The sequence below is a fragment of the Chloroflexus sp. MS-CIW-1 genome, from assembly GCF_030444705.1.
Lineage (GTDB): Bacteria > Chloroflexota > Chloroflexia > Chloroflexales > Chloroflexaceae > Chloroflexus.
Genome location: NZ_JAUBWR010000001.1, coordinates 2,821,180 through 2,847,669, shown reverse-complemented (window position 1 = coordinate 2,847,669; position 26,490 = coordinate 2,821,180). Strand labels below are relative to the sequence as shown.

Annotated in this window: 19 protein-coding genes and 2 pseudogenes; 15 read left to right on the top strand and 6 right to left on the bottom strand. The window is 56.4% G+C overall.

Translation table 11 applies throughout. The annotated features are described in order from the left end of the window. Positions 1-568: 568 nt before the first annotated feature. The 9 genes and pseudogenes from icd to QTO31_RS11340 form a co-directional block, all read left to right on the top strand. Positions 569-1,906 (top strand): annotated as a pseudogene (icd, locus tag QTO31_RS11370) (NADP-dependent isocitrate dehydrogenase); the annotation flags it as partial. Then, positions 1,904-2,371 (top strand): cyclic nucleotide-binding/CBS domain-containing protein, encoded by a 468-nt coding sequence (locus QTO31_RS19315; protein WP_367620639.1) that lies wholly within the window; start codon positions 1,904-1,906, stop codon positions 2,369-2,371. The pseudogene icd and the gene QTO31_RS19315, both read left to right, overlap by 3 nt. Before the next feature lie 559 nt (positions 2,372-2,930). Then, on the top strand, positions 2,931-3,707 hold the full coding sequence (locus QTO31_RS11365; protein WP_301429162.1) for a twin-arginine translocase TatA/TatE family subunit: 777 nt from the start codon (positions 2,931-2,933) through the stop codon (positions 3,705-3,707). Then, the gene (gene tatC, locus QTO31_RS11360; protein ID WP_031461278.1) at positions 3,704-4,489 is read left to right on the top strand and encodes a twin-arginine translocase subunit TatC; all 786 of its coding nucleotides are present in this window, start codon (positions 3,704-3,706) and stop codon (positions 4,487-4,489) included. Before QTO31_RS11365 ends, tatC begins: the two co-directional genes overlap by 4 nt. Positions 4,490-4,575: 86 nt before the next feature. Further along, positions 4,576-5,202: pseudogene (locus QTO31_RS19310) on the top strand (IS607 family transposase); the annotation flags it as partial. 8 nt (positions 5,203-5,210) lie between these two features. Further along, complete coding sequence (locus QTO31_RS11355; RefSeq protein WP_301429161.1) at positions 5,211-6,551, top strand: RNA-guided endonuclease InsQ/TnpB family protein; 1,341 nt, start codon at positions 5,211-5,213, stop codon at positions 6,549-6,551. A gap of 45 nt (positions 6,552-6,596) precedes the next feature. After that, entirely contained in the window at positions 6,597-9,776 is a 3,180-nt protein-coding gene (locus QTO31_RS11350) for a tetratricopeptide repeat protein (RefSeq protein WP_301429160.1), read from the top strand. 10 nt (positions 9,777-9,786) lie between these two features. After that, complete coding sequence (locus QTO31_RS11345) at positions 9,787-10,263, top strand: hypothetical protein (RefSeq protein ID WP_301429159.1); 477 nt, start codon at positions 9,787-9,789, stop codon at positions 10,261-10,263. Positions 10,264-10,666: 403 nt separating this feature from the next. Then, positions 10,667-11,827, top strand: a complete 1,161-nt coding sequence (locus QTO31_RS11340; RefSeq protein ID WP_301429158.1) for a glycosyltransferase family 4 protein — start codon at positions 10,667-10,669, stop codon at positions 11,825-11,827. A gap of 499 nt (positions 11,828-12,326) precedes the next feature. On the opposite strand, the gene QTO31_RS11335 is transcribed toward QTO31_RS11340, so the two are convergent. The 4 genes from QTO31_RS11335 to QTO31_RS11320 form a co-directional block, all read right to left on the bottom strand. Continuing rightward, positions 12,327-12,578: a type II toxin-antitoxin system Phd/YefM family antitoxin gene (locus QTO31_RS11335; RefSeq protein WP_031461132.1), complete on the bottom strand. Its 252-nt coding sequence runs from the start codon at positions 12,576-12,578 to the stop codon at positions 12,327-12,329. A 297-nt stretch (positions 12,579-12,875) separates the two neighbouring features. Further along, positions 12,876-13,118, bottom strand: a complete 243-nt coding sequence (locus QTO31_RS11330) for a hypothetical protein (RefSeq protein WP_031461133.1) — start codon at positions 13,116-13,118, stop codon at positions 12,876-12,878. Positions 13,119-13,269: 151 nt separating this feature from the next. Continuing rightward, positions 13,270-13,746, bottom strand: a complete 477-nt coding sequence (locus tag QTO31_RS11325) for a low molecular weight protein-tyrosine-phosphatase (RefSeq protein WP_028459482.1) — start codon at positions 13,744-13,746, stop codon at positions 13,270-13,272. 7 nt (positions 13,747-13,753) lie between these two features. Next, positions 13,754-14,698: a metalloenzyme gene (locus QTO31_RS11320; protein ID WP_301429157.1), complete on the bottom strand. Its 945-nt coding sequence runs from the start codon at positions 14,696-14,698 to the stop codon at positions 13,754-13,756. 319 nt (positions 14,699-15,017) lie between these two features. Here QTO31_RS11320 and QTO31_RS11315 point away from each other — a divergent pair, with 319 nt between their 5' ends. The 4 genes from QTO31_RS11315 to ilvD all read left to right on the top strand — a co-directional run bounded on the left by QTO31_RS11315 (position 15,018) and on the right by ilvD (position 21,296). Next, positions 15,018-16,220 (top strand): 30S ribosomal protein S1, encoded by a 1,203-nt coding sequence (locus tag QTO31_RS11315; RefSeq protein ID WP_031461135.1) that lies wholly within the window; start codon positions 15,018-15,020, stop codon positions 16,218-16,220. A gap of 117 nt (positions 16,221-16,337) precedes the next feature. Next, on the top strand, positions 16,338-17,324 hold the full coding sequence (locus QTO31_RS11310) for an ornithine cyclodeaminase family protein (RefSeq protein WP_301429156.1): 987 nt from the start codon (positions 16,338-16,340) through the stop codon (positions 17,322-17,324). A gap of 130 nt (positions 17,325-17,454) precedes the next feature. After that, on the top strand, positions 17,455-18,795 hold the full coding sequence (locus QTO31_RS11305; protein WP_301429155.1) for a UDP-glucose dehydrogenase family protein: 1,341 nt from the start codon (positions 17,455-17,457) through the stop codon (positions 18,793-18,795). 815 nt (positions 18,796-19,610) lie between these two features. Continuing rightward, the gene (gene ilvD / locus QTO31_RS11300) at positions 19,611-21,296 is read left to right on the top strand and encodes a dihydroxy-acid dehydratase (protein WP_301429154.1); all 1,686 of its coding nucleotides are present in this window, start codon (positions 19,611-19,613) and stop codon (positions 21,294-21,296) included. A gap of 429 nt (positions 21,297-21,725) precedes the next feature. Here the strand turns inward: ilvD and QTO31_RS11295 are convergent, their stop codons facing one another. Continuing rightward, positions 21,726-22,667 (bottom strand): DUF4938 domain-containing protein, encoded by a 942-nt coding sequence (locus tag QTO31_RS11295; RefSeq protein ID WP_301429153.1) that lies wholly within the window; start codon positions 22,665-22,667, stop codon positions 21,726-21,728. Between the two features lie 40 nt (positions 22,668-22,707). On the opposite strand from QTO31_RS11295, the gene QTO31_RS11290 reads away from it, so the two are divergent. Then, positions 22,708-23,382 carry a class I SAM-dependent methyltransferase gene (locus QTO31_RS11290; protein WP_301429152.1) on the top strand — a complete coding sequence of 225 codons (675 nt, stop codon included), beginning with the start codon at positions 22,708-22,710 and terminating at the stop codon, positions 23,380-23,382. Positions 23,383-23,580: 198 nt separating this feature from the next. Here the strand turns inward: QTO31_RS11290 and QTO31_RS11285 are convergent, their stop codons facing one another. After that, complete coding sequence (locus tag QTO31_RS11285; RefSeq protein WP_301429151.1) at positions 23,581-25,557, bottom strand: amylo-alpha-1,6-glucosidase; 1,977 nt, start codon at positions 25,555-25,557, stop codon at positions 23,581-23,583. A gap of 87 nt (positions 25,558-25,644) precedes the next feature. Between QTO31_RS11285 and QTO31_RS11280 the strand changes: the two genes are divergently transcribed. Continuing rightward, on the top strand, positions 25,645-26,490 hold the full coding sequence (locus QTO31_RS11280; protein ID WP_301429150.1) for a metallophosphoesterase family protein: 846 nt from the start codon (positions 25,645-25,647) through the stop codon (positions 26,488-26,490).

Sequence of the window (26,490 nt, the reverse complement as noted above, 5' to 3'; positions counted from 1 at the left end):
AAATCGTCTGTGGCACGTGCGGAGGTGCACTGTTTTCTGTGCCAACCGTGCGCTATCCCCCTGTTTGTCTTGTCGATGCCGCCATTCCACGCCGTGTAGGGGCAGGCGCCTAACCTGTCCATTTGTCTCTGGTATGTCTGTCCGACGCGGGCCGGAGGCCCGCGCACCCAGGGAGACCTGAGATACCTAGCGCCGTGCCATTCACTATGAAAGGTCTGATGCGGGCCGGAGGCCCGCGCACCCAGGGAGACCTGAGATACCTAGCGCCGTGCCATTCACTATGAAAGGTTTGACGCGGGCCGGAGGCCCGCGCACCCAGGGAGACCTGAGATACCTAGCGCCGTGCCATTCACTATGAAAGGTCCGACGCGGGCCGGAGGCCCGCGCACCCAGGGAGACCCTGCGGATCGAAGAATAGGATCGCGTGCGCAAGATGGTCACTGGTGAACGCGACCGCAACCTGAAATCTCCGCAAACCCCGCCCATTCGGTGTGATAGTAGTCAAGATAAGAATTGTCGGCTATAATACAAGCCGCAACTTATTGTAAGGTGTGTAAGGAGTGTGACCATGAAATCGACGCCAGCAGGCGAAGCTATTCAAATCATCAACGGACGCTTGCAGGTTCCCGATCATCCGGTTATTCCGTTCGTCGAAGGTGATGGCACTGGGCGCGACATCTGGCGTGCGAGCGTCCGTGTGTTCGACGCTGCGGTTGCGCTGGCTTATGGTGGTAAGCGGAAGATCGAGTGGCTTGAGGTACTAGCCGGTGAAAAAGCATTTCACATGACGGGGAACTGGCTCCCTGACGAGACGATTGAGACATTTCAGAAGTATCTCGTCGGGATCAAAGGCCCGCTCACGACACCGGTTGGTGGTGGTATTCGCTCGTTGAACGTTGCTCTGCGTAAACATCTCGATCTCTACGTTTGTCAGCGACCGGTTCGCCACTTTGCCGGTGTTCCATCGCCGGTCAAACACCCCGAAAAGGTCGATATGGTGATCTTCCGCGAGAATACGGAAGATGTCTACACCGGTATCGAGTACCGTGCTGGCAGTGAGGAAGCGGCCAAGGTTCTCGAGTTTTTACAGCGCGAGTTTCCTAAAGATTTTGAAAAGATCCGCTTCGGTACACCTGAAAAGACCGATGAGTTTCGCCGGCTGATCGGCGAGGCGCCTGAAGGTAAAATTGAGGTTGGGATTGGTATTAAGCCGATTAGCCGGATTGGCACTGAGCGGATCATGGCGGCGGCGATCCAATATGCGATCACCTACAAGCGCAAGAGCATCACCCTGATGCACAAGGGAAATATCCAGAAGTTTACCGAAGGCGCCTTCCGCGACTGGGCTTACGAATATGCCGAGCGTGCTTTCGGTGATTATGTGTACACCTGGGCGCAGTGGGAGCGAACAAAGGCGTCACGCGGTGAGGCGGCTGCCAATGCCGAACAAAAAGAGGCCTTGGCAGCAGGTAAGATTCTGGTGAAAGATGCGATTGCTGATATTATCTTTCAGCAAGTGCTGACCCGTCCTGATGAATTTGATGTGATTGTTGCTCCCAACCTCAACGGTGATTATCTCTCGGATGCGCTGGCAGCCCAGGTGGGCGGTATCGGCATTGCGCCTGGCGGCAATATCAACTACGTGACCGGCCATGCGATCTTCGAGGCAACCCACGGTACGGCGCCAAAATATGCCGACCTCGATAAGGTTAATCCTGGCTCGGTGATTCTGTCGGGCGAGATGATGCTCCGCTATATGGGGTGGACGGAAGCCGCTGACCTGATTATCGCTGGTCTTGAGCGTACTATTGCCGACAAGACGGTAACCTACGACTTTGCCCGCTTGATGGAAGGCGCCCGTGAGGTGAAGACGTCGGAGTTTGCCAACCTGATCATTGCCAACATGGAGAAGATCGTGGCCGGTGATGTCCCCCATCCCGAACCGACGTTTGGCCCTGAGATTCTGCGTCGGGCAGATGGTCGTGTCTATCCCCACGGGAGTGTTGGGGCAGTGATGACGCGGGCAGTAGTGGCAGTGCCGGCTGAGGCCTCGCTCCGCGAAACATCAATTTATATGCGTGGACGCGGTATCCATTCGGTGATCGTCAAGCCCGATGAGAGTGGGCAGTGGGGCATTATGACGATGCGTGATGTGCTGAAGAAAGTGGTTCGTGAGGGTCGAGCTATTGACGGCTTGACCGTTGGTGACTTGACCAGTCGGCCATTGTTGAGTGTCAGCCCCGAAACGCCCATCACTGAATGCGCGGCATTGATGGTCGAACGCAATATCCGTCGGCTAGCCGTATTCGAGAATGGTGAACCGGTCGGTATCATTTCTGAGACCGATATCTTCAGCCACGTTGCCGAGTAGTCTCTTTCCTTCCTCCCAGGCAGAGGAAGGGGGAGTTGCCCTCTCTTTCTAACCCTCTTCCTCTCCCACACGGAGAGAGGGAGAGGGTTATAGTTCCTCTCATCCTACCTGAGAGGAGTGAGAGGTGGATAGGTGCTCAACCCGTCCGCAGTACGCAAAGAGGTGTGTTGCCTCCGATTCTGTGTACCCCCACCCCCCAACCCCCCGCAAGCGGGGGGCAGGCCATACCCCCCAACCCCACCGCAAGCGGGGGGCTTGTGGAAGGTGCTGGCGGCAGGGCTGGCGAGGGATGATACTATGATGATGCGCCAAACGATGGGGTCTGACTACAAATTACAAGACGCGGGCCGGAGGCCCGCGCTCCCAGGTGATCGCGTGGGTTGGGAATCATCGGAAGCAGGTGTGTGACACTTGTTGGTGTTGTGCCGTTGTTGAGCAATTTGGCTGAAAACGTTGCAAAGCCCTCCTTCTCATCGCTCACTTTTCGATTTTCACTTCTCTCGGTGTACTGTGGTAAGATAAGAAAAGGAATCACGGAACCACAATAGCGCGAGTGCGTATGGAAATATTCAACGTTCACCTGTTTGAATTTATCTTGATTGCGGGCCTAGCTCTTGTTCTCTTCGGGCCAGAACGGTTACCGGAGATCGGTCGTTTTGCTGGCAGGCAGGTCGCCAAATTTCTGGCCTGGCAGCAGCAATCGCCTGAATTGCAGATGATCAACGAGATGCGCAACGAGTTTGAACGTGAGATTGCTCAGTTGCGTGATGAGTTGATCCGGACTCGCCAGCAGCTCGATGTGCAGCAAGATATGCAGGCGATTGCCGACGAAGTGAAAGCTGCTGGTCAGCAAGCACAATCTATTCTTGACGAGGTAAAGGCTGCCGGTCAGCAAGCCCAAACCGTGCTCGATGAGGCGAAGACGGCGACCAAACCGGTTATTCGCCCTCCAGCTCAACCGCCGGTTCCGGCGGCAACCGTTTCACCGACAACACCAACCGTATCGGTTTCAGCAGTGGTGCAGCCGGTAACCGAGGAAGATCGTAAGTTGTTTGGTGAACCATCAACAATAACGACCCCACCTGAGCCTGTAGCCGATCAACCGCTTGCGCTTCCCGATGAGCAGTCGACCGCTTCATCAACGCCTGCCGATCCTCATGCTGATCAACCCGCTATCACTGCTGCCGAACTGCATGAACTTATGCACCGCCTGAATGAATTGGCGGCTGAATTGCAGGCCATTGTCTTTCAGCTCCAGGCTCGTGGGTTACTCGATCAGCACTGGCAACCGACCGTTTCTACTTCACCCGTGACGGAGGAGACAATACGATCATGACAACCCGACCGGCAAGAGCAAATCAGACCGATGATGCCTCGATGTCGCTTATTGAACACCTGATCGAACTGCGGAGCCGGATTATCAAGTCCGGGATTGCAGTGTTGATCGGGATGGTATTAGGTTTTGTAGCTGTTTGGCCACAGGGGCCGGTCAAACTGATCGATATTCTGATCCTGACCTTTGCACCAATCAATGACCGCTTTGCGCCGATTCAGTCGGTTGGGACGACCGAGCAGTTCACCAGTTATATGAAAGTGGCGCTGGTGGTCGGTGTGATCCTGGCCATGCCGGTTATTGTCTATCAGATTTTGGCCTTTATCATCCCTGGTCTTACCGCTGACGAACGTCGCCTGATTTTTCGGGCACTCCCGTTTGTTACCTTGTTCTTCCTGGCCGGTATCGCGTTTGGCTGGTTTGTGACGACACCGGTCGCTATTCGGTTTCTGGTTGGCTTTTCTGATTCACCGTTGATCCAGACCCAACCAACCTTGTCTGATTTTCTCGAGACGGTTTCGATGCTGCTGCTGATCAACGGGATCGTGTTTGAGCTGCCGATCATCATTTATGTGTTGGCTTACCTGAATGTCACCAATGCCCGTCAACTGGCCGGCTATCGGCGGTACGCGCTGGTGCTGGTGGTCATTATTGCAGCATTTATTACGCCTACCGGTGATCCGGTAAATCTGTTTTTGCTGGCGCTGCCGATGTATCTGCTTTATGAAGTGGGGATTATTTTGGCTCGTTTTGTGCCGGCATCGGCGCAGAAGTCGCGTGGGTAGTTACTCCTCACCTGACCCTTCCCGCCGGATGATGGGAGCCGGACTCTAGCTTGACTTCTAGTACGCGATAGTGTATAACGGTGCTCATGGAAAACACCATGCGCACAGGGAAAGCCGCAACACTCCTTGGTGTCTCGGTCAAGACGTTGCAGCGTTGGGAACGCGAAGGAAGGCTGATTCCGGTGGCCCGAACGGACAGCAACCGCCGTCTCTCCCCTGAGACGCAGATCCGTGAGTTCATCGGTTTGCGGCAGGCGAACCATGCGCCAACCACGCTGGTCGCCTCCTGTCGGGTATCGAGTGCGGCACAGCAGCCGGACCTGGCGAATCAGCGCAACGTGCTGGAAGAGGTCGTGGTGGCGAAGGGATTGGCGGGGGTCGAGTGTATCGAGGAAGTGGGCGGCGGGTTGAACGTCACGCGCAAGCGGTTGCTGGCCCGTATGGACGAGATCGGGCGACGGGAAGTCAAGATGCTGATCCTCGCGCACCGGGACCGCCTCACCCGTTTCGGCGTTGAGTGGTTCGAACATGACGCCAAAACCCATGGCTGCGAAGTGCTGGTGCTCAACCAGGAACGGCTGTCTCCCGAACCGGAAATGGTGCAAGACGTGATGACCATCGTGCACGGTTGTTCGTCTCGGCGATACGGTTTGAGGAACTATCGAACGAAGTTGGATGCAGCGCTGAAACAGGATGCACATGGCGTCAAACAGGCCCAACCATGCAACGAACCCACACGATCGCTCGTTGCCCGACTCCTGAGCAGGTGGACTACTTCAAGCGCGCCTGCGGCACGGCGCGGCGTGTCTGGAACTGGGCGCTCAATGAGTGGAACAGGCAATACGCAGCAGGCGGCAGGCCAAACGCCATGGCGCTCAAAAAACAGTTCAACGCCATCACGGACACCGACCCGCAGTGGCTCGATGAGAGCGGCCGGCCTTGGGTGCAAGACATTCACCGGGATGCCCACGCCCAGCCGTTCAGGAATCTTGCCAACGCATGGGAACGGTTCTTCGCCGACCTCAGGGAGGGCAAAGAAGCGCACGAACCACGGCTCAAGAAAAAGGGCCGTTGCCGCGACAGCTTTTATGTGGCCAACGACAAGTTCACTCTGATGGGCAAGACGATCCGTCTGCCCAGGATCGGCGAAGTCGCCATGACCGAGGAACTGCGCTTCGCGGGCAAGATGTTGGGCGCGACGGTCTCGCGCACCGCAGATCGTTGGTTTGTGGCAATACAGGTCGAGGTGCCTGATGCGCAATGCTATCGGCGTCGCACGTCGCACGAGGTCAACGGCCTCGACCTGGGCATCAAGGCTGCCGCAACGATCTCCAGCGGTGAAGTCGTTGAGGCGCCCAAGCCGCTCAACGCAGCGCTGCGTCGTCTAAAAATCCGTAGCCGACGTCTCAGCCGCAAGCTGCAAGCCGCCAAGAAGGCAGCAGGATTTGAACGCCGTGCCCGCCTGCCCAAAGGAACGCGCCTGCCGGTATCGAACAACCGGCGAACGTCCGCTGCGACATTGGCAAGGCTCCATGCCCGCCTTGCCAATCTCCGAGCGGACTTTACTCATAAGCTCACGACCCGACTCTGCCGCGAAAACCAAGCGTTCGTGATCGAGGATGTAAACGTCAAAGGGATGCTCGCGAACGAGAGACTCGCCCGCGCCATCTCTGACGTTGGCTTTGGTGTGTTCCGCTCGCAGGTGGAATACAAGGCGAAACGCTACGGTACTCATCTCATCATCGCCGATCGTTGGTATCCAAGTAGCCGACTCTGTTCCAAGTGTGGCTGGAAGAACGAGGCGCTGACGTTGAGCGATCGAGAATGGGTGTGTGCGCAATGTGGCGAGCGCCATGACCGTGACCTCAATGCGGCGCGGAACCTGAAACGGCTGGCAACCGAAACTGCCCTACCCGTGGCGAGTCCGACCAGTAATGGCGGCGCTACGGCGGGGATGGCCCCCGCCGTAGTCGGGAAAGTCACGCCTGTCAGAGACGACGGTGGTCAACAAGACACGTCGGGGCAGGAAGAGAACTGTGCGCACTTTTGCGCACTTTCTTGATAGCAGAGAGGATCGGGAATCTTACATTCGTGGCATAAGTTAGGAATGACCGAGACGCAACCTAACATCGCTCTGGTGATCGGCATTAACGGCGGTCCTGAAACCGGGCTGCCACCACTGCGCTACGCCGAGGAGACTGCATACCAGGTGGCCCGTATGCTCACTTCACCGGCTAGTGGCTTTACCCTGCATTGTGGTGAGCCGCTGGTTGGTGCAGCAGCAACCACCGATGCTGTGCGCAGGGCGATCTTCGATGCGCGGCGAGCTGCCGGTCGCCATGGGCTGTTGCTCATCTACTATATCGGTCACGGGCGCTACATCACCGATGCCAGCGGCCATAGTGATGTCTTCCTGGTTACCTCCAACTTCCGCCCAGAGGATGCCCGTGACGATTCGAGCGCTCACCTTTCGATGGAGTGGCTTCAGGAGAAGGTGTTGCGCCATAGTACCCCTGACCGGTTGCTGCTCATCCTCGACTGCTGCTACGCCGGCGCAGTCGGTGAAGCCGCGCCTGATCCGGTGGTTGATAATCTGCGTCGGCGCCTGGCCCAGGCCCTCAACATCCAGCGCACCGATGTCGCCGACGGTAGCAGCGGGACGATGCGTAAAACGCTGGCCGCGGTCAGCCCCTGGCATAAAGCCTACGAAGGCGATGGCGCCACCCGCTACAGTGCCGCTCTGCTGCGTGGATTAGCCGGGGCTGCTGCGTTAGAGGATGGCCGGGTGACCTGGCAGAGCCTGCACGCGATGCTTCAGGTAGAGCTGGCCGATGCCCAGCCTGGCGAGTATGGCTTCGACCGCTCATCCGGCGCCACGCTGGCGTATTACCCGGATCGCGCTCGCCTGCGCACACCCGAACATCAGCCCTTTGTGATGCCTTACCCGCGCCTCCCCAACTTTGTGGGCCGCGAGGAAGAACTCAAGCACCTGGCGACTATGCTCACCGGCGAGCAGGCGGAAGATGTCGCGCTGCTGCCGGCGATCGCCGGCATCGGCGGCATCGGCAAGACTCGGCTGGCAATCGAGTTCGTCCATCGCTACCGCGATCGCTTTCCCGACGGCGTGTTCTGGCTAAGCATGGAACAACCGGAAACGATTGAAACCCAGGTTGCCGCATGCGGCGGGCCACGCGGTCTCCAACTCTTCGACGATGAACTGGGTGAACAGTTGCGTAGGCAGACTATCGGCTTTGACGGTGAGCTGAGCCGTTTCGAGCGACCACGTCGGCTAAGCCTGCGTGAGCGGGTCGAACAGGTGCGAGCGATCTGGGAAGGGCCGGGTCGCCGTCTAATCATCTTCGACAACCTGGAAGACCCGACCCTGCTCGAGCAGTGGCGGCCGCGTGGCGGCGGCAGCCGTCTGCTGATCACCACCCGCCGCCAGAGCTGGGAGACCGGCAGCGGCGTGCGTCTCCTCCCCCTCACCAGCCTGACAGACGAAGCCAGTCTGTCATTGCTGCTTGGCCCGCGCGCGATCGAACATGGATGCACCGTTGCCAGCTTGCTGACAGACCCACGCGAGGCTGAGGCCGCATACGGCATCGTGCAGGAGCTGGGCGGATTGCCCCTGGCGCTCACACTGGCCGGTGGTTATCTAACCAGGAGTAGCGTCACCCTTGCCAGATACCTTGAGCTGCTGCGTACCGAGAGCATCAACCACCACTCTCTGAATGCTGAACTGGTTGAAGGACTACCATCGGGGCAACGGGCAAGCATCGTGGCATCCTTTGCGTTGAGCTATCAGCGTCTGGGCAACGATCCGACCGATCACCTGGCCCGCACGATCTGGCTGTCCGCCGCACAACTTGCCCCCGAGCCGATTCTCGATGAAGTGCTTATTCGCGCTGCTGAGCTTGACCCGACCGACGACACTCAACGCGAGCGGGGCGAACAGGCGCTTCGTCGTCTGCGTGAACTCGGATTGATTGAGTATAGCGATGGATCGTACCGTCTCCACCGCCTGCTACGCGCTTATGCGCGCAGTGTTACCGATGACCCATTAGCCGATTGGCGACGTGCTGCACGCGGTCTGGTCCAGACCGTTCAGCAACTTGATGAAAAGTTGGAACTATCTGCCCGGCCTTTTCTTGAACATATCCGTCAGTTGCTTGACGTGCGCGTAGCTAATCGTGATCGCGACCAGGCCGATCTGCTGCATGCGGCTGGTCTGATCATGTATCAGGACAATGACTACCCGACGGCGCGGCAGTATTTGCAGGAGGCGCTGGCAATCAAGGAAGCGGTGCTGGGCCGCCGCCATCGCTCAACGGCCCTCACCCTGCACGAGTTAGGCAATGTGGCCTATGCCGAGGGCGACTACCCGACGGCGCGGCAGTATTTGCAGGAGGCGTTAGCAATCGAAGAGGCAGTGCTGGGCCGCCGCCATCGCGAGACAGCCGTCACCCTGTACCAGTTAGGCAGGGTGGCCTATGCCGAGGGCGACTACCCGACGGCGCGGCAGTATTTGCAGGAGGCGCTGGCAATCAAGGAAGCGGTGCTGGGCCGCCGCCATCGCTCAACGGCCGTCACCCTGCACGAGTTAGGCAATGTGGCCTATGCCGAGGGCGACTACCCGACGGCACGGCAGTATTTGCAGGAGGCGCTGGCAATCAAGGAAGCAGTGCTGGGCCGCCGCCATCGCGAGACAGCCGTCACCCTGTACGAGTTAGGCAAGGTGGCCTATGCCGAGGGCGACTACCCGACGGCGCGGCAGTATTTGCAGGAGGCGTTAGCAATCGAAGAGGCAGTGCTGGGCCGCCGCCATCTCGAAACGATGGTTATGTTAATTGCATATTATAGTCTTTTCTGGAGGGCGCTGTTTGCGGCAGGTATGTGCGCTCTGCTTTCCTGGTTTCTGCTACCAGCGCAGGTTGATCTCTTCGCTGTGGGTGTTGTTCTGCTGCTCGGTGCGATTGGTTATCTCTGGTTGCCTGCCGCAACCCGACTGGTACGGGCAGTCTGGCGCTTCCAGGTTGGTTGGTTCGGAATGACGTTGCTGCTGCACCTGCTCGGGTACGTCAATATTGTGATCTCGCCGACGACACTCTATGCACTGGCTGCCTGTGGTGGTGCGGTTGGGTTGTTGTTCTGGCCCCGCCTCAGCTCCTGGCAGGTAGGTCGCGCCATCCGTCATCATCTGCAACGACATCTGCAACGACAGTTGTATCTTACCCGACAGCAGTCGTTACGCCATCAGCGCCGATCAGGCGCTGCTGACCGATCATAGGAGCGTACCCATGCCCGATCAGTTTACCGTTCGCATCGAGTTTGTAGATAACGATCCAACCCGCCCTGACCCGGCTGGCGTTAGCGCCTGCGCCGATCAGATACTCACCGATCTGCGTCGCCGCGGCATCGAGCCGTATCCGGTGTACACCGGCGCGATGGGTGGTGACGTGTATGAGATTGTGCGCCAGTTGGCCGAGAGTGCTGCGGCAAACAAGGAGGTCTTGCTGGCGCTGATCAATGGAGTCGTTGCACCAATCGTCAGTGTGCTGGCCCAACGGCTGAAAGCGAAGGATCGGCCGTCTGAGGCGCAGCATACAGTGATCGTTATTGTCGAAGGCGCTCAGGCTGAGGTGATCGATCCTGACATATCTGCTGAGGAGTTGTTGCGCCGTCTGCTCGTCAGCGACCCGCAGCTTGCCGAGAGGGTTTCCCCAGCAACGAAGCCAGTGGTACAGGTCAGGGTGGCAGGGTACAAGAAGCGGTAGTGGACTTAACCCCTCCCCCCTTGCAAGCCGGAGTTTGGGGGTAATGTGCGGATACGCTGAAATTTACCCCCAACCCCCGCATGCGGCGGGTGAAGGGGGCTGCCTACCAAAAGCCGGAAACGTTGCTCATCCATGCTCACCAATGACAATATTGTCAATAACCATTTTCATCTCGTCAAGGCACTGTCATTCTGATATGCTACGGTCATACACGGGGGCTGCTGCAACTCGCCATCTGTAGAGCACGCACGAAGGGGGGCAGGCAGAAGTTCCAATGATCGCTTGTTCTATTCACCCATGCGCACTGTGTACCTTGATCAGACACTCATAAACATTGCGAGCGTTCCTCTCTTCGGCAGCCTGAGCGAATATGGGCTTGTCATAACGGCAGTAGGAGCAATCTATGCGGATCGGCATTGATGTGCGCTATCTGTCTCACGGTTTGGTTGGTGGTGTTCATACCTATGTCAAACACTTCGTGGCCGAGCTGTGTACGATAGCTACCGATCATCAGATATTTCTCTACGCCGATACAAAATGCCCGTTTGAACTAGATAATCTACCGCTTACGGTAACGCTGCGCCTGTTATCGTACCGAGGGCCGCAATCGAGTGTGTATCTTGATTACATTGGGATGCAACGGGCAATGGCCCGTGATCGGCTCGATGTGGTGCATTATCCGGCAAACTATGGTTTCCGCGTGAGCGGTGCACGGGTTGTCGTAACCCTTCACGATGCCCTGACGATTATGCCGCTCAGTGAGACACTGTTCAGTTCCGGTTCGCGACGCACACTTCGTTCAATGGCGACAACGATCTATCTGTATTTTGCCTCGCGGCGCATGTTGCACCATGCCGATTTGCTGTTGACCGTCTCAGAGCACGCTAAGCAAGATATTCTCCGCTATTGCCGATTCGATCCTCAGCGCATTATTCCTATTCCCCATGCACCAACGCCGGATATGTACCGAATCAGTGACGAAGCCATTCTTACTGCGGTTCGTCAGCGTTACGGGATTGACCGACCATTTGTGCTCGCCGATGCGCTGAAGAACCCCGGCGTTTTGGTGCGCGCCTGGCGACGATTACCGGCAGCGCTGCGGCAGAGTCATCGGATTGTCTTTTTCTCGCGTCATCCTGAGCCACTGCCGATAGTTTTCGAGGCAGTTGAGCGCGACGGTGCACTGCTTCTGATCAGTCCGCCACGTCCTGATCTGATTGCGCTCTACAGTATGGCGGAAGTTTTCGTTTTTCCATCCTGGTTTGAGGGCTTTGGTATTCCGATATTGGAAGCGATGACTTGCGGTACGCCAGTGATCGTTTCCGACCGCGGACCGCTGCCGGAGGTCGCAGGAGGAGCGGCGTTGGTGATGGATGCCGAGGACGACGCGACGCTTGCGGGTTACCTGGAGCGCTTGCTGACCGATCCGAACGAAGCAGCACTCTGGCGTGAACGCGGTTTTGCTCATGCGGCGCAGTTTAGCTGGCGCAAGACTGCCCAGCGTATTTTGGAAAGTTATGAGCAAGTATTGCATAGAACGATCTACGCGCCTGGTGTGCTGTAGGGCGCAGTACCGGGGTGATCCATCGCTGCGAGGTTTCGGTTATGTTTGTTGTGCTGATGGAAGTTGTGCACCGGATTGTGGTAATACCTGGTTCGCTGCTCGCTGGAGGTATGCGCGGGGCCGGAGATGATGGAGCACTGATGCGCTCCCCGCTGGGGTTCAGCCGCCCACTGCATCGGCGGGCCGGAGGTCCGCGCATCTAGGTGGGGTCTTGGGTGCGCTCCCCGCTGGGGTTCAGCCGTCCACCGCATCGGCGGGCCGGAGGCCCGCGCATCTAGGTGGGGTCTTGGGTGCGCTCCCCGCTGGGGTTTAGCCGTCCACCGCATCGGCGGGCCGGAGGTCTGCGCACCCAGGCATTCAGGTGTGTCATTCCTGCTTCTTCTACCACAGAATATTTCGGATCGGCGCTGAGTGTAAGCAAAAGCAACCTGGCGCAGTTGTTTAAGTCAACGACTGCGCCTGATTAACATAATACTTGTAGACCGGCGTGGGTGAACTATCACTCAGTGTCTTTATCCTCACTCTTGCCGTTGCGCTCGCTCTCATAGCGCTCAGCTAGTTCGCGGAGTGCGGTAAACAGCTCAACATCTAACAGCACGCCGGCCGGGTACCCTTTTTGTGTAACAATAATGGGCTGGTGAGTCGCTTGTGAGCGTTTGATAAGCGCGGCCAGTGAGGATGCTGCCTTTGAGATCGGTACGACACCTTGGCGAAGATCAACGTTGAGTAAGTTTTTGGTGATGTCTGACATGGCAGAACTCCATTTGTGAGTATTTGCTTGTTTTAAAACCCTCGATTCATGTTCTGTTATCGGTGGTGATAGCCACAAGCGTTGATGAGGTAGCGATAGCTTCTACCTCTATCTGCAAGCCTGGCAGTGATAAACCGATACAGACAGGAATCAATTCTTATGTGCTTGTGCAACAGTATAACGCACTGTTTACAAAATTTCAACTCTCACTAATCCACAATAATTTGTTGGGATGAACAGGTGCTGATCCTTCATCATACTGATACGCCGCTTGTTACGATACATAACGTCATAGCGTTAAAGCAGGTTTTGGGGTGTGATTTCCAATCGTTGATGTACTGCCTTCATTATCAGACGACGCAGAAACAGTGAGAGTTGCATTGACGTGTTGGCACATCCGGGTTTTTCAGGTTTCTGATATTCGGCTGTATTCACTATGCTAACGTTATGCAGCCCTTTCCAGCGCTGACCGCCCCCACCGTTGGCGGGAAAGTGGAGATCGCTAACCAGCATTCTCGCGGTGCCCGGAAAACCGATCATACTGACTACTATCGGAACAGGGGGAGGTAGGCTGCCTCACGCACGGCAAGCCCACTGCTCCCTACTCTATCTTCTTCATCACAGTTTACGCTTAGAAAACAAGGATGCAGCACTGCTGCATCCTTAAAACATCTCGATGCTGCCAGGACGGTCAGAGGCCTTCTTGTTCACGAATGTACGCGAGCAGATTACGACACGCTGTTTCGATCATGTGATAAACCTCTTCAAAACGACCGTTGTAATACGGATCAGGCACCTCATCGGTACCAAGGTTGGGGGCAAAGCTCAACAAGAGTCTGGCTCGCTCACGAGCTTTGGGGTGAAATCGACTCAGATCGGCCAGATTTTCGCGATCCATGACCAAAATGTAATCGAACTGGTCAATATCGGCGCTCCGTACCTGACGGGCATACATACCGGCCGTCGAGATATTTCGGCGCGCCAGCACGCGCTGCGTCCCTGGATGTGGAGGCTCGCCGACGTGCCAGCTACCGGTACCGGCTGAATCGATCTCAAATCGTTCACTCAAGCCGGCCTCATTGACCAGGTGGCGAAAGATCGCCTCGGCCATTGGTGAACGACAGATATTCCCCATGCAGACGAACAGGACTCGTACTTTGCGCTGCATAATCTCCTCATTGGCTCATAGCAGATAGTGCTTGTAGAATGGCATCAGCAACTTCATCGATCCGCCGTACATGGTGAAGGTGCCTGGCGAGTGGCCCAATGACCAGCAGCGGCGCCGGTGCAGTGGTATGGGTTGTGGTTGATGCCTGTTCGATATTGCCATGATCTGACGTTATGAGCAAGTTGTCTTGTTGACGACGAGCATCGAGCCAACCGGCGATCAGACCGTCGATGCGGGTGAGTGCTTCGCGGACGCCATGCGTTCCCAGGCGACCATGCCCGGCAAGATCGGGCAGAAAGCTCTCAAAAAAGACAAATTCGTACTCGGTGGCAAGGTGAGCCAGCCGTTCTCCGGCGAGTTGCGGACTAATCGGTTCGATGGTTGCGGCTTCTGGATCGCACGTTGCTAACCCTTCACCGGTAATATCCCAACTCAGTGCTCGACCCTGCTTCAGATCGGCAAGTGTGCGTAAATCGATACCGGCCCCCTCGGCAGCAATCACACTCGCCGAGCGACGTAGACGGCGGCTTGCCACTGCCTGCCAGTAGCCGTTGGTAAAGACGTTGGCAAACGCGATGCGGAGTCCTCGTTCGCGGATTCGTCGGAAGAGAGAGCGTTCGGCAAGCAATGGTCGCAGTGCCACTGGTGGAAAGTGCGGCTGATGCCTGCCATGGAGTGCTGGAGCGTTGATGCCTGCCAGTAAGGCTACGTGGTTGGTGCCACTTTGGGGCAGGCCATCTACCCCTAAACAGGTGTCGAGGGCAGTTAGCAGAAGGTGGTCACGATAACCAATCTGTTCACTGGTCAGCGGCCCACCTAGGAGCCGGTGAACGGCAGGCATCGGCGCCTGAGCCAGTGGGTTGTCAGCGCTCGCCGGAGCCAGGCCTATGCCGTCGAGAAATACAAATGTTAGCGTCATGGTACGTGTCGTCCATCCATCAACTGTATACATAGAGAGTACGGTTCCTGTACCAACATGCGTGCCGTGCGCTTGTGAAAATGTTGACAGGTTCAACATCATCACCTATAATTACCGGCATTGTAAAACATGTCTCGACTTCCGCGACGGTCGAACTCCACAGACTGGAATGGTACGACGGCCTTGGAGCATTTGCCATCGAGCGGAGCCGGCGGCTCGCGCCAGGTTGACGGCCTGTGCAACGTATGTTGCCCGACCTCGTGCGCGCTACCAGCATAGACAAATGACGCTCGTCATTGACGGCTGAGTGGAGGGAGAGACAAATCAAATTTTCTTGAGGAGGCTTTGTAGCATGTCTGTCCAGCCCGACCCTGTAACCCAGCAGAATGAGGAAGATCTGGATTGGACGCAATTACTCGATGAGTATGATTATGCCCGTCCTCAGCGTGGTGAGCTGCGCGAGGGGTTGATTATGCACATCGAAGAGAATGGCGTTCTGGTCTCGATTGGCACTAAGCGCGAAGGGATTATTCCGGCTCAAGATTTGCGCCAGATGGGAGAAGATTTCATCAATTCGCTGAAAGTTGGTGATACGGTTCAAGTGTATGTGCAAGAGCCGGAAAATCGCGACGGTGATCTGATCCTCTCGCTCACGATGGTGCAGGTGGCGAAGGACTGGGAGGTGGCCGAACAGCTCTTCCAGGATGGTGGGATTGTTCGTTGCAAAGTGATCGGTTTTAACAAGGGTGGTTTGCTCGTTCAATTCAACCGGATTCGCGGATTTGTACCGGCTTCGCAAGTGGCCCAGTTGCATGGGCGCACCGCTGCTGACGAGCGCCAGCAGGCCTTGCAGAAGATGGTGAATCAAGAGATTCCGCTAAAGGTGATCGAGGTGGATCGCGAGCGCAACCGGTTGGTTCTCTCTGAGCGGGCTGCTACTCAAGAGTGGCGTAAGGCGCAGAAGCATCGTTTGCTCACCGAGTTGCAGCCGGGTGATGTCCTGGTTGGCCGCGTGAACCAGCTTACCAATTTTGGTGCATTTATCGATCTGGGTGGTGCTGATGGTCTGGCACACATCTCCGAACTGAGCTGGCAGCGGGTCAACCATCCGCGTGAGGTGCTCCAACCCGGTCAGGAAGTTAAGGTGGTTGTGGTCGAGATTGATCGCGAACGCGAGCGTATCGGTCTCTCGATCCGCCAGTTGCAGAATAATCCCTGGGAGACGATTGACCAGCGCTACACTCTTGGGCAATTGGTGACCGGCCCGGTGACAAATGTGACACCTTTTGGCGCCTTTGTCCAGATCGAAGAAGCGGTGGAAGGCTTGATCCACGCCAGTGAACTGGATGCCGATCCTCAGGCTCAACCGCGCGATATTCTGCAACCCGGCCAGATTGTGACCGCTCGTGTGATCAGCCTTGATCGTCAACGCCAGCGGATGGGGTTGTCGCTACGCCGAATTGGCGAGAACGACGTTGAGCCTGAGTCTGCGGCTGAGCCGATTTCTACGCCTGCCCCTGCTTCAGATGAGGCTAATTCTTCAGCACAAGCGTAATTGTCGCCAGCAGGCAATACAATCTGTAAACATAGAACCGGCATGGATCGATATCCGTGCCGGTTTTGTCGTATGATAGAGACGTGACATATCTGCTGGGATGACAAGGAGGCAGGCATGCGATTTCTTTCGGCAGCCGATATTGCAAAGGCAGTGCCGATGGCAGCAGCAATTGAAGCAGTGGCGCAAGCATTCGGGAAGTTGGCGCGGGGAGAAGCCTGTATCCCGCTTCGTACTGCAATCAGTATTGCCGAGCACGCAGCAACAACGTTCTTTATGCCGGGACTGCTCACTGGCGAGATGCCAGCTCTTGGCCTTAAGACTGTTTCGGTCTTTCCACACAACATCTATCGTGCTGAGCCAACCATTTATGCCCTAGTTACCTTATTCGATCCGACGAGTGGTCGTCCGCTGGCTGTCCTTGATGGCACCTATCTGACGGCGTTGCGTACCGGTGCAGCTTCCGGTGTAGCAACACGTCTGTTGGCGCGGCCAGATGCACGCACGCTGGTTGTGTTTGGGGCCGGTGCGCAAGCTCTGCCGCAGATACAGGCTGTGTTAGCAGTTCGCCCCACGATTAACAATATCTGGATTGTGAACCGCACCCGTGATCGAGCGATGTTATTGGCAGCACGTTTGCGCGGTGAGGGTTTCCGGGGCGATGTTCGGCTTGCCACTAATCTAGAGGTGGCGCTGGCCGAAGCAGATGTTATCTGTACGGCTACGAGTAGCTCTGTGCCTCTCTTCGCGGCAGATTTGGTACGGCCCGGCACTCATATCAACGCTATCGGCGCGTATCGGCCCGATATGGCCGAGATTCCGCCTGAGCTGGTTGCCCGTAGTCGGATTTTTGTCGATCAGCGTCAGGCAGCCTGGGCTGAGGCAGGGGATTTGATTCAGGCCCGTGCTGCCGGTCTCATCGATGAGCACCATATTGTCGCTGAACTAGGGGAGCTTGTGAATGGTACAGGAAATGGACGAACTTCAGCCGACGAAATTACTCTGTTTAAGTCGGTTGGCAATGCGGTGCAAGACCTGGCCGTTGCCGCGCTGGCGTTACAACAAGCGAACACGCTCGGTTTAGGGGTGGAAGTGAGGCTCTGAGCTTTTTCATCAGGTGGGCAGCTATTATTCATCGAAAAGTCATGCTCGTTCCGTACAACGATCATTGAATAGACGATGGATAATACCTCGTTGGTAACATTTCAGTTCTGTAATAAAAGGAGATGCACTCGTGAAAAACATCTGCGTAGTAGGTACAGGATATGTCGGTCTTACGACTGGCGTATGTTTTGCCGATCTTGGCCATTCCGTGACCTGTATCGAGATCGATCTACACAAACTAGAATTGCTGCGCAGCGGAAAATCACCGATCTTCGAGCCTGGTCTCGAAGAGATGCAAGAACGAAACATGCGTGCCGGTCGGTTGCGTTTTACCGATGATTATGCGGTCGGGATTCCCGATGCTGAGTTTATCTTCATCACCGTCGGGACTCCTATGGCCGAAGACGGTTCTGCCGATCTTACGTATGTGAAAGCTGCTGCGCGTAGTATCGGTCAATATTTGCGTTCGGGTTCCATCATTATTGATAAAAGTACGGTACCGGTAGGGACCGGCGATCTGGTCGAAAACATCATTGCCGAGCATGCCGGTCCTGATGTGAAATTTGATGTCGTCTCTAATCCGGAGTTTCTCCGAGAGGGGAGTGCGCTGAGTGATTTCTTTAAGCCTGACCGCATCGTCCTTGGCGCGAAGAATCGGGAGGCCGCACAGCGGGTTGCCGCACTCCACGAAACGTTAGGCGCACCGATTATCATCACCGATCTACGCACTGCCGAGATGATCAAATACGCCTCAAATGCGTTTCTGGCTACGCGCATCTCGTTCATCAACGAAATTGCTCAGATTTGCGAGCGTCTGGGTGCCGATGTCCGTGAAGTGGCCAGAGGAATGGGAGCCGACAAGCGTATTGGGCCACACTTCCTCGAAGCCGGTGTTGGGTACGGTGGTTCCTGCTTCCCCAAAGACGTATTAGCTCTCTACCATATGGCAGCTTCTGCTGGATGCCACCCCCAGTTGTTGCAGGCAGTCATGGATATTAATAGTGACGCTCGTAAGCGTTTTGTCAAAAAGGTTGAAACGGTGCTGGGAACCCTTGAGGAACGGCTGATCGGGGTGCTCGGGTTATCGTTCAAACCCAATACCGATGACATGCGTGAAGCACCGAGTGTCGATATTATTAATGCTCTCTTGAAGAAGGGGGCGCGGGTGAAGGCTTATGACCCCGTTGCAATGCCACGGGCAGAAGAGTTGTTGCCGACCGTGACCTTTACCGCCACAGCGTATGACGTTGCGAAGGATGCCGACGCCTTGTTGCTGGTTACCGAATGGAATGAGTTCAAGCAGTTGGACTGGCATCGTATCAAGCGCTATATGCGGCAACCGGTGGTCATTGATGGGCGGAACCTCTACGATCCGCGTGAGATGCGTCAGTTGGGTTTCATCTACTGGGGGGTCGGTCGCGGTGAGGCGCCGGTACCGATTCTGGAAGAAGCCCAGAATGTTGGTGACTAACGAATGAACAAGGTGGTAGTCCTTACCCTATCAGGCAGTAAAGGATAGAAAAGGGTGAGAGGTAGGGGCGGGTCGCAAACCCGCCTGCTAAAGAGTGTGATAGTGATCCTCACGACAATGAATGGGCATGCTACCCTGCACTCTGAGAGAATGATCAGAAACCCAGGCTTTTAATGATTCTCGACTATGAGGAACGCTGGCGACCAACGCATGTGCGTGTGCTGCGGAGCACGCCTGGCGGCCCTCACCTTCCCCCCCCAGCCCCCCTTCCTCTCCCACGCTGCGGGCGAGGAAGGGGGGAGGGCAGCCCTCACCTTCCTCTAGCTCCCTTCCTCTCCTACGCTGCGGGCGAGGAAGGGGGGAGGGCAGCCCTCACCTTCCCCCTCAGCTCTCTTCCGCTCCTACGCTGCGGGTGAGGAAGGGGGTGAGGGCAGCCCTCACCTTCCCCTAGCTCCCTCCCTCTCCTACGCTGCGGGCGAGGAAGGGGGGAGGGCAGCCCTCACCTTCCCCCCAGCCCCTGCCGCTCCTCCACGGGGAGAGGCCGGGGGAAGATGAGCAGAGCAGCAGCGATCCTGCGCCTGCGTCACACCAGATCACCCCTCTCCCGCAGCGCGGGAGAGGGGCCGGGGGTGAGGGTGATCAGGCTCTAAGAGCGGGTCTAAATATCCCCCTGGGATGTGGGTTGGGGTTGCTGAGGCAATGCTTCAGCAGCCCATTATACTTGGCAGTGCGCCTCTACTTGATGCAAGCGGCACGTAGAAAAGCGGTACAATAAGCAATATACCTTGTCGTTTAGATGTTTGAGGAGGTTCGTTATGGGCGATAATCGCCGTAGTCGCATGATTACCGAGGGGCCGCAGCGTTCGCCGAATCGGGCTATGTTGCGGGCGGTTGGTTTTGGCGATAACGATTTCACGAAGCCAATTGTTGGAGTAGCAAACGGCCACAGTACGCTCACGCCTTGTAATGCTGGGTTAGGTATGCTGGCAACACGTGCTGAAGAGGCAATTCGTGCTGCCGGTGGTATGCCGCAGATGTTCGGTACCATTACGGTCAGTGATGGTATTTCGATGGGTACCGAGGGCATGAAATACTCGCTGGTCAGTCGTGAGGTGATCGCCGATTCGATTGAAACGGTGGTTAACGCCCAGCGTATGGATGGTATTCTCGCTGTAGGCGGTTGTGATAAAAACATGCCCGGTGCGTTGATTGCAATGGCGCGGCTCGACATCCCGGCCATTTTTGTTTATGGTGGAACGATTAAGCCCGGTCGTTACAAAGATCGTGATTTAACGATTGTCAGTGCCTTTGAGGCAGTCGGTGAGTATAGCGCTGGCCGGATCGATGAGCATGAGTTGCTCGAAATTGAACGGCATGCCTGTCCAGGGGCCGGTTCGTGTGGAGGCATGTACACGGCCAACACGATGTCATCGGCAATTGAAGCACTCGGTCTCAGTTTGCCCGGCTCTTCTACGATGGCCGCCGAAGATGAAGAAAAAGCTATTAGTGCTGCCCGTTCAGGTGAGGTATTGGTCGAGGCGATTCGCGCCAACCGCACCGCTCGCCAGATTCTAACTCGTCAGGCATTTGAAAACGCGATTGCAGTTGTGATGGCGATTGGTGGCTCAACCAACGCTGTGTTGCATCTCCTGGCAATCGCGCATGCGGCTGAGGTTCCGCTGACGATTGATGATTTCGAGACGATCCGTCAGCGGGTGCCAGTGCTATGCGATCTGAAACCGTCGGGTCGGTATGTAACTACTGATTTCCACCGTGCAGGTGGTGTTCCGCAAGTGATGAAGATGCTACTCAACGCTGGTTTGCTGCACGGTGATTGTCTGACAATTACCGGTCAGACGGTTGCCGAGACGCTGGCCGACGTTCCTGATGAACCGCCGGCAAATCAGGATGTAATTCGGTCATTTGAACGGCCAATCTATCCGCAAGGGCATCTAGCTATTTTGCGTGGGAATCTAGCCGAAGAGGGTTGTGTGGCGAAGATTACCGGTATCAAGCAACGTCGGATTACCGGCCCGGCGCGAGTCTTCGATGCCGAAGAGGAGTGCCTGGAGGCAATTCTCAGCGGGAAGATTAAGCCCGGCGATGTCGTGGTGATCCGTTACGAGGGGCCGAAGGGTGGCCCGGGGATGCGTGAAATGCTAGCACCGACATCGGCGATTATCGGCGCTGGCCTCGGTGATAGCGTGGGACTGATTACCGATGGTCGTTTTTCGGGTGGAACGTATGGGTTGGTGGTGGGTCACGTTGCGCCAGAGGCGGCAGTTGGTGGAACTATTGCCCTGGTCGAGGAGGGGGATAGTATTACCATCGATGCTGATTCCCGTCTCTTGCAGTTGAATGTTTCTGATGAAGAGCTGGCACGTCGTCGAGCGGCCTGGCAGCCCCGGCCACCGCGCTATACCCGCGGTGTGCTGGCAAAATATGCCCGTCTGGTGTCGTCGGCCAGCCTGGGTGCCGTGACCGACCGATTTGACTCTTAATGCCTGATCGAAAACCTGAGCTTTCGATGAGGCGCGACGATGGCATTCACATAATGTTTCCTGGGTCTTTCTGACGGGGAACGTTTGAGTGCGACACTTGCGTCTACCCTCCGCGATGGAAGGGGGAATCGTGTTCCGTACCTGTGCTGCAGAGCACGCCTGGCGCCCCTCACCTTCCCCCTTGCCCCCTTCCTCTTCTCCACGGGGAGCGGAAGGGGGAACGTAGGATGGCTGGCGAGCAAGAACGTTGGCAATCCCTCACGCAATGGTTGCGCGGGCACGGTACGTTCCCTGAGAAATCTGGGTTTTTAGCACCGGTAAGGAATAGGGGGGTCTACGAGGCAGCAATTCCATCTCCTTCCTCTCCCAGAATGGGAGAGGAAGCGAGTTGACAAAAAGGATTGAGAGAGGCACGTTTTCCAATTCGCTCTACCGATGATCCGTACCTGGTGACCAACCGATCACCCCATGCGGAGCGTAGTTCAGGAGCGGATGCAGGTTCGGATCGGATAGATTGATCAATGCAGGCGAAGTACTGCACAGCATCGGTAGTCCGAGTGCTCTAAGCCATTCATCGTCGTCGCTGGCTGTTGGTGGTCGTTGGCCTTGGCGGTCGGTGATGATCGCCAGATCGCATTGATCGAATGGCAACCCCTCACGAAGCAAGCTGTCGGTGTCGAAACCGACAATGAGTGCCTGGCAAGTAGGGTCACGTAATGCCTGAATGACTGTTGAACGATTGGCATTGTCGAGGATCACACCCTGGTGGCGTGTAGCCTGTTCGGCAATTGCCTGACTGCGGTACTGTTCACCGGTAATGGCGATGATCGGGATACGACCGAGATGCTGCCACGGTGGTTGGAGATCAGGAGTAGCGCGTAGCTCGTCGTAAGTGATAATCCAGCTCCGTTCACCCTGACCCAGCAAAATACTTCTATCGGGGAAGATAGTAGCCGGTATGTCGCGGTGGCGGGCATTGGCGATCAGCTGTAGTGCCTGAACTGGCAACGCTTGCGCCTGCCGACGATCACGTAACGCCATAAGTGGTTCATCGGCGTTCCACGTTTCATCACGGCGCAATTGGGCATTAAGGCCGTCAACGACGTACCGACAGAGTTCGACGCCGATTTCTGGTTCGCCAGTCGTAAAGAAGGCACTGATCTGAACGTCGTCGTGATGCGCCTGGGCAACCACATAAAGATGAGCAATCACCAGCCCGATAGCCAGGGCGCCGCCTTTGATCGCGGCTCGCAGTTGATCACTGTAATCGGCAGGGGCACTCACCCGTAAGACGACACCGGGCTGGGGGCGGTAAATGTTTGGGCCGTAAAAGGCGGTTAAATGGCGAATGACAATCGGTTGGTTTATCATAGCAGTGTCGCTTAAGTATTGTTCAGCATATCTGCATGCAATGATAACATTTCTTCACGAACCGTATCTTGAGCTGCTCCAGCAGGCGATGCTAGCGGTTACACCGACTAGTGCGAAGGTGGCTCTCGATCTGGGGTGCGGTGATGGCACGAAAACCTGCTGGTTGTACGAACGTTGCGCCGATAGTGCGCTCATCATCGGGATTGACCGGCAGGCGGCGGTGCTGCGTCAGCGACCGGGTCTGGCGCTGATTGCTGCTGATGCCGCCGATTTGCCGCTGCGCGATGAGTGCGTTGATCTGATCTGGTGCATTGCGGCCCTGCCGCTTTTTACCGATCAACAACGGGCACTACGCGAGATGCTGCGGGTGCTGCGTGGCGGGGGAAGGCTGGTTCTTGCGACCGTCGGCGAATATTGGGTTCGGCTGCGTGTTCACGCAGATGAGCTGGTCGCTATTTTGCCCTCTACCCCATTACCGCTACCTCCTGCCGATGGTCTTGGTGAAGAGTGGTCGTTGTTATTGAGCGGGGTTGGGTGGCAACCACTCCAAATACAGGCGTATCTCTTGACGGGGTGCGAACCGGCGCAGGCGACGCTTATCGATAGCGACACACTTACCACCTACCTCGGTTGTTCGCCGATGTCTTGTGTCGTGGATGAACCCCAATCTCGCCACGTCTTGTTGGTGATAAGTGCCTGTAAGCCATATGCTTGAGAGGGGTAGCTCGCTTGTCAGAGGATGCTGACACTACACACGATGGTGCTGCACATCTTCACCTTAAGGTATGGGGATAGTAGGGGCCCATGGTTGTGCCCCTACTCTGCAAACACGCTACGAACTACCAACTACAATACAGCGTTCTATTCTCGCCACCGAGAGCTGTGGCTCAGGGAGAGAAATGGCGTACATACTCTATTCTACTACGCTACGGTGCGTACTCAAATCGTACCACACTCGTAGCACTTCAGCTACACTCCAAGCCTGAGCAAAACAACCACGGGGATGATGCGGTGGATCACCATCGAAAATTTCGCTGATCGTACCGATACAACCATCAGCGAGATGATCGATGAGTGGGAGCAGCAAGCGGCGGGTTGCCGCATTGTCGTTCGTCAAGCGGTAAAACGCACTAGCAAAGGGTCCAATCAACCAAGCCCAAACCGTTCCCTGATGATACGCTCCATCACGGTGTAAGAGCGAACCGATGTAGCGTGGTGCATAATCGGGATGGGTAGGTGTGAGACTGCGTAACCCGACACTGGTGAGGAGCGAGCGAGCACATGCCTGTACCACTGCGTGTTGTTGTTCGGGAGTGAGCGGGCTGTACGGCAGACTGACCGCGAAGATTTGGTTTGGTCGCAAGGTCGGGTCTGCTCCGCGTGGCCCATCGATCACATCGTAGAGATATTGCCCGTCTTCGTACCAGAAACGACGGAATCCAGCACGTGCGGCTGCCGCCATCGCTTCATAGCTCTCTGCTGGCTTACCGAGCCGATGCGCAAACGATGCCATACTCTGCAAGGTATTGTACCAAAGCGCATTAATTTCCACCGGCTTACCTGAACGTGGGGTTACCACCCAACCACGAACCCGTACATCCATCCAGGTCAGTTGGGTGGTCGGTGTACCGGCGCGGAGCAGTCCGTCTCCCCAGTCTAAGCCAATTCGGTCGCGAGTGCCGCGAACGTGCCAATCGATGATGTCGGCAAGCAGAGGAAATAACTCGGCCAGTAACTCATCGTCAGCGTAAGCAGCATGGTGAGCACGGATGGCCTCGAAAAACCAGAGCGTTGCATCGGCCGTATTGTATTCGGGAACCGTGCCTTCATCAGGAAACCGGTTGGGAATCATGCCTCGATCAACGAAGTGGGCAAAGGTACGTAACACTGCGGCGGCTATTTCCGGCCGACGGGTGGGAATGGTCAACCCAGGTAGGCTAATCATCGTGTCACGTCCCCAATCGGTGAACCATGGGTAACCGGCGATAATCGTACGTCCCCGACTACCCTCGACCAACGGGCGATCAACGATGAATTGATCGGCAGCCAGAGCGAGCTGATGCACGATTGGATCGTCTGTCCAGTCGATACGACGTAACAATGCGGCTTCGTAATCGGCGCGCTGCTGCCACGCCGTAGCGCTATCGAGAGTTGCCATGGACTCGGTTGTAGCTGCGATGAGCAGCGACTCGCCCTCGGCGAGTGTCACAATGAGACGGCCAATCCGCTGGAGGTTGTCAATGGCTGCTTGACCGCGTTCATCTTCAATCGCCAGGTAGAGATCGGTTAGCCAGCCACCCAGCGGAACGAACGTTGCCCGATCACTGAGCAGGCGAAGGTGATGACCACCGGCAATGGGGCCAATCCGAAGACCATTCGTCATCGGTTCAACCTGGAGTGGAATATCTCCTATCTGACTCACCGTGTGATGGTCACGAGCTGTCGCCAGTGCATCGATCCGTAGTGTCAGTGGCGCCGAAGCGCGTTGCACCGTGTAACGAATATACGTCGTATTTGCGCCTGGCATCATCCAGATTCGCCGTTCAAGGAGAGCGTCGGCCAGCCGGTATTCCCAAACCGGTGTTGTGCCATCACGCCACCAACGTTCCAGCCACCGGCAAACGGGAGATGGTTGACCGACATGCCGATGTGCCGTGAGATCGTAGTGTTGACCAAGATAGTTGACATATGTATCGAGGGTTGCCAGTGTAAGGACGCGGCCGAGCGGGGGAGTGAGGGCGGCAACAAGCAGACCATGGTAACTGCGCGTGAGTGTGCCAGCAATGGTGCCAGCCGCGTAGCCACCAATCCCGTTCGTGATCAGCCACTCGCGATTACCGGCAATAGCTGGTTCAGTACAAAGTGCACGACCAAAGGTAAGCACGATCATTCTCCTGACTGCAACTGTTCCATCCTCATGGTACACTACCAGATGGTGTCAGTCGATCATCAACATACGAAAGGTTGTTCGGTAGCGATGAAAGTAGCAGTTCTGGCCGATATTCACGCCAATCTGGCTGCCTTCACGGCTGTGATTGCCGACATAGAGCGATGGCAACCCGACGCCGTTATTATCGCTGGTGATATTATCAATCGGGGGCCGTTACCTCGTCCATGTCTCGAACTGGCATTACGAATGCGGGCTGAACGTGGTTGGTACGTGCTACGCGGGAATCATGAAGGGTACGTGCTACACTACGACCATGATCTCCAGCTGGGCCGCCCGCCGCAGGGTGGCCGACGTGCGCTGCTAGGGCCAATTATCTGGACCCATCAAGAGGTTGTTGATCTCTTGCCTGAAGTTGCTGCATTGCCGACGAATCTGGCCTTGACGAGTCGTGACGGCGTGATCATGGTCTATCACGCTTCGATTCATCACGACCGTGATGGCCTGTTGCCAACGCATGGACAGCACGAATTGAAAACGAGAATCGATCCCCATGCGACTGTATTCTGCACCGCGCATACACATATGCCGTTTGTTCGTCAGGTTGATGAGACACTCGTTGTCAATGTTGGCTCAGTTGGTCTGCCATTCGATGGCGATTGGCGGGCAGCGTATGCTCGGCTTACCTGGGATCATGATCACGGCTGGCAGGCGCAAATCGTTCGCGTCGCTTATGATCGCGAAGCGACGTTACGTGCTGCGCGTGAGTTGATGATCCCGTCGGGCGGGCCGATAACCCACATTATGCTGCGCGAGCTAGAGACTGCCAGTTCACTCCTTTTTGATTTCGTGCCGGTGTACAATGAACCGGTCATTGCGGGAATTATCAGTCTGGATGAAGCTGTGAATCGCTTTTTAGCCGAGCGTGCAGCGTAA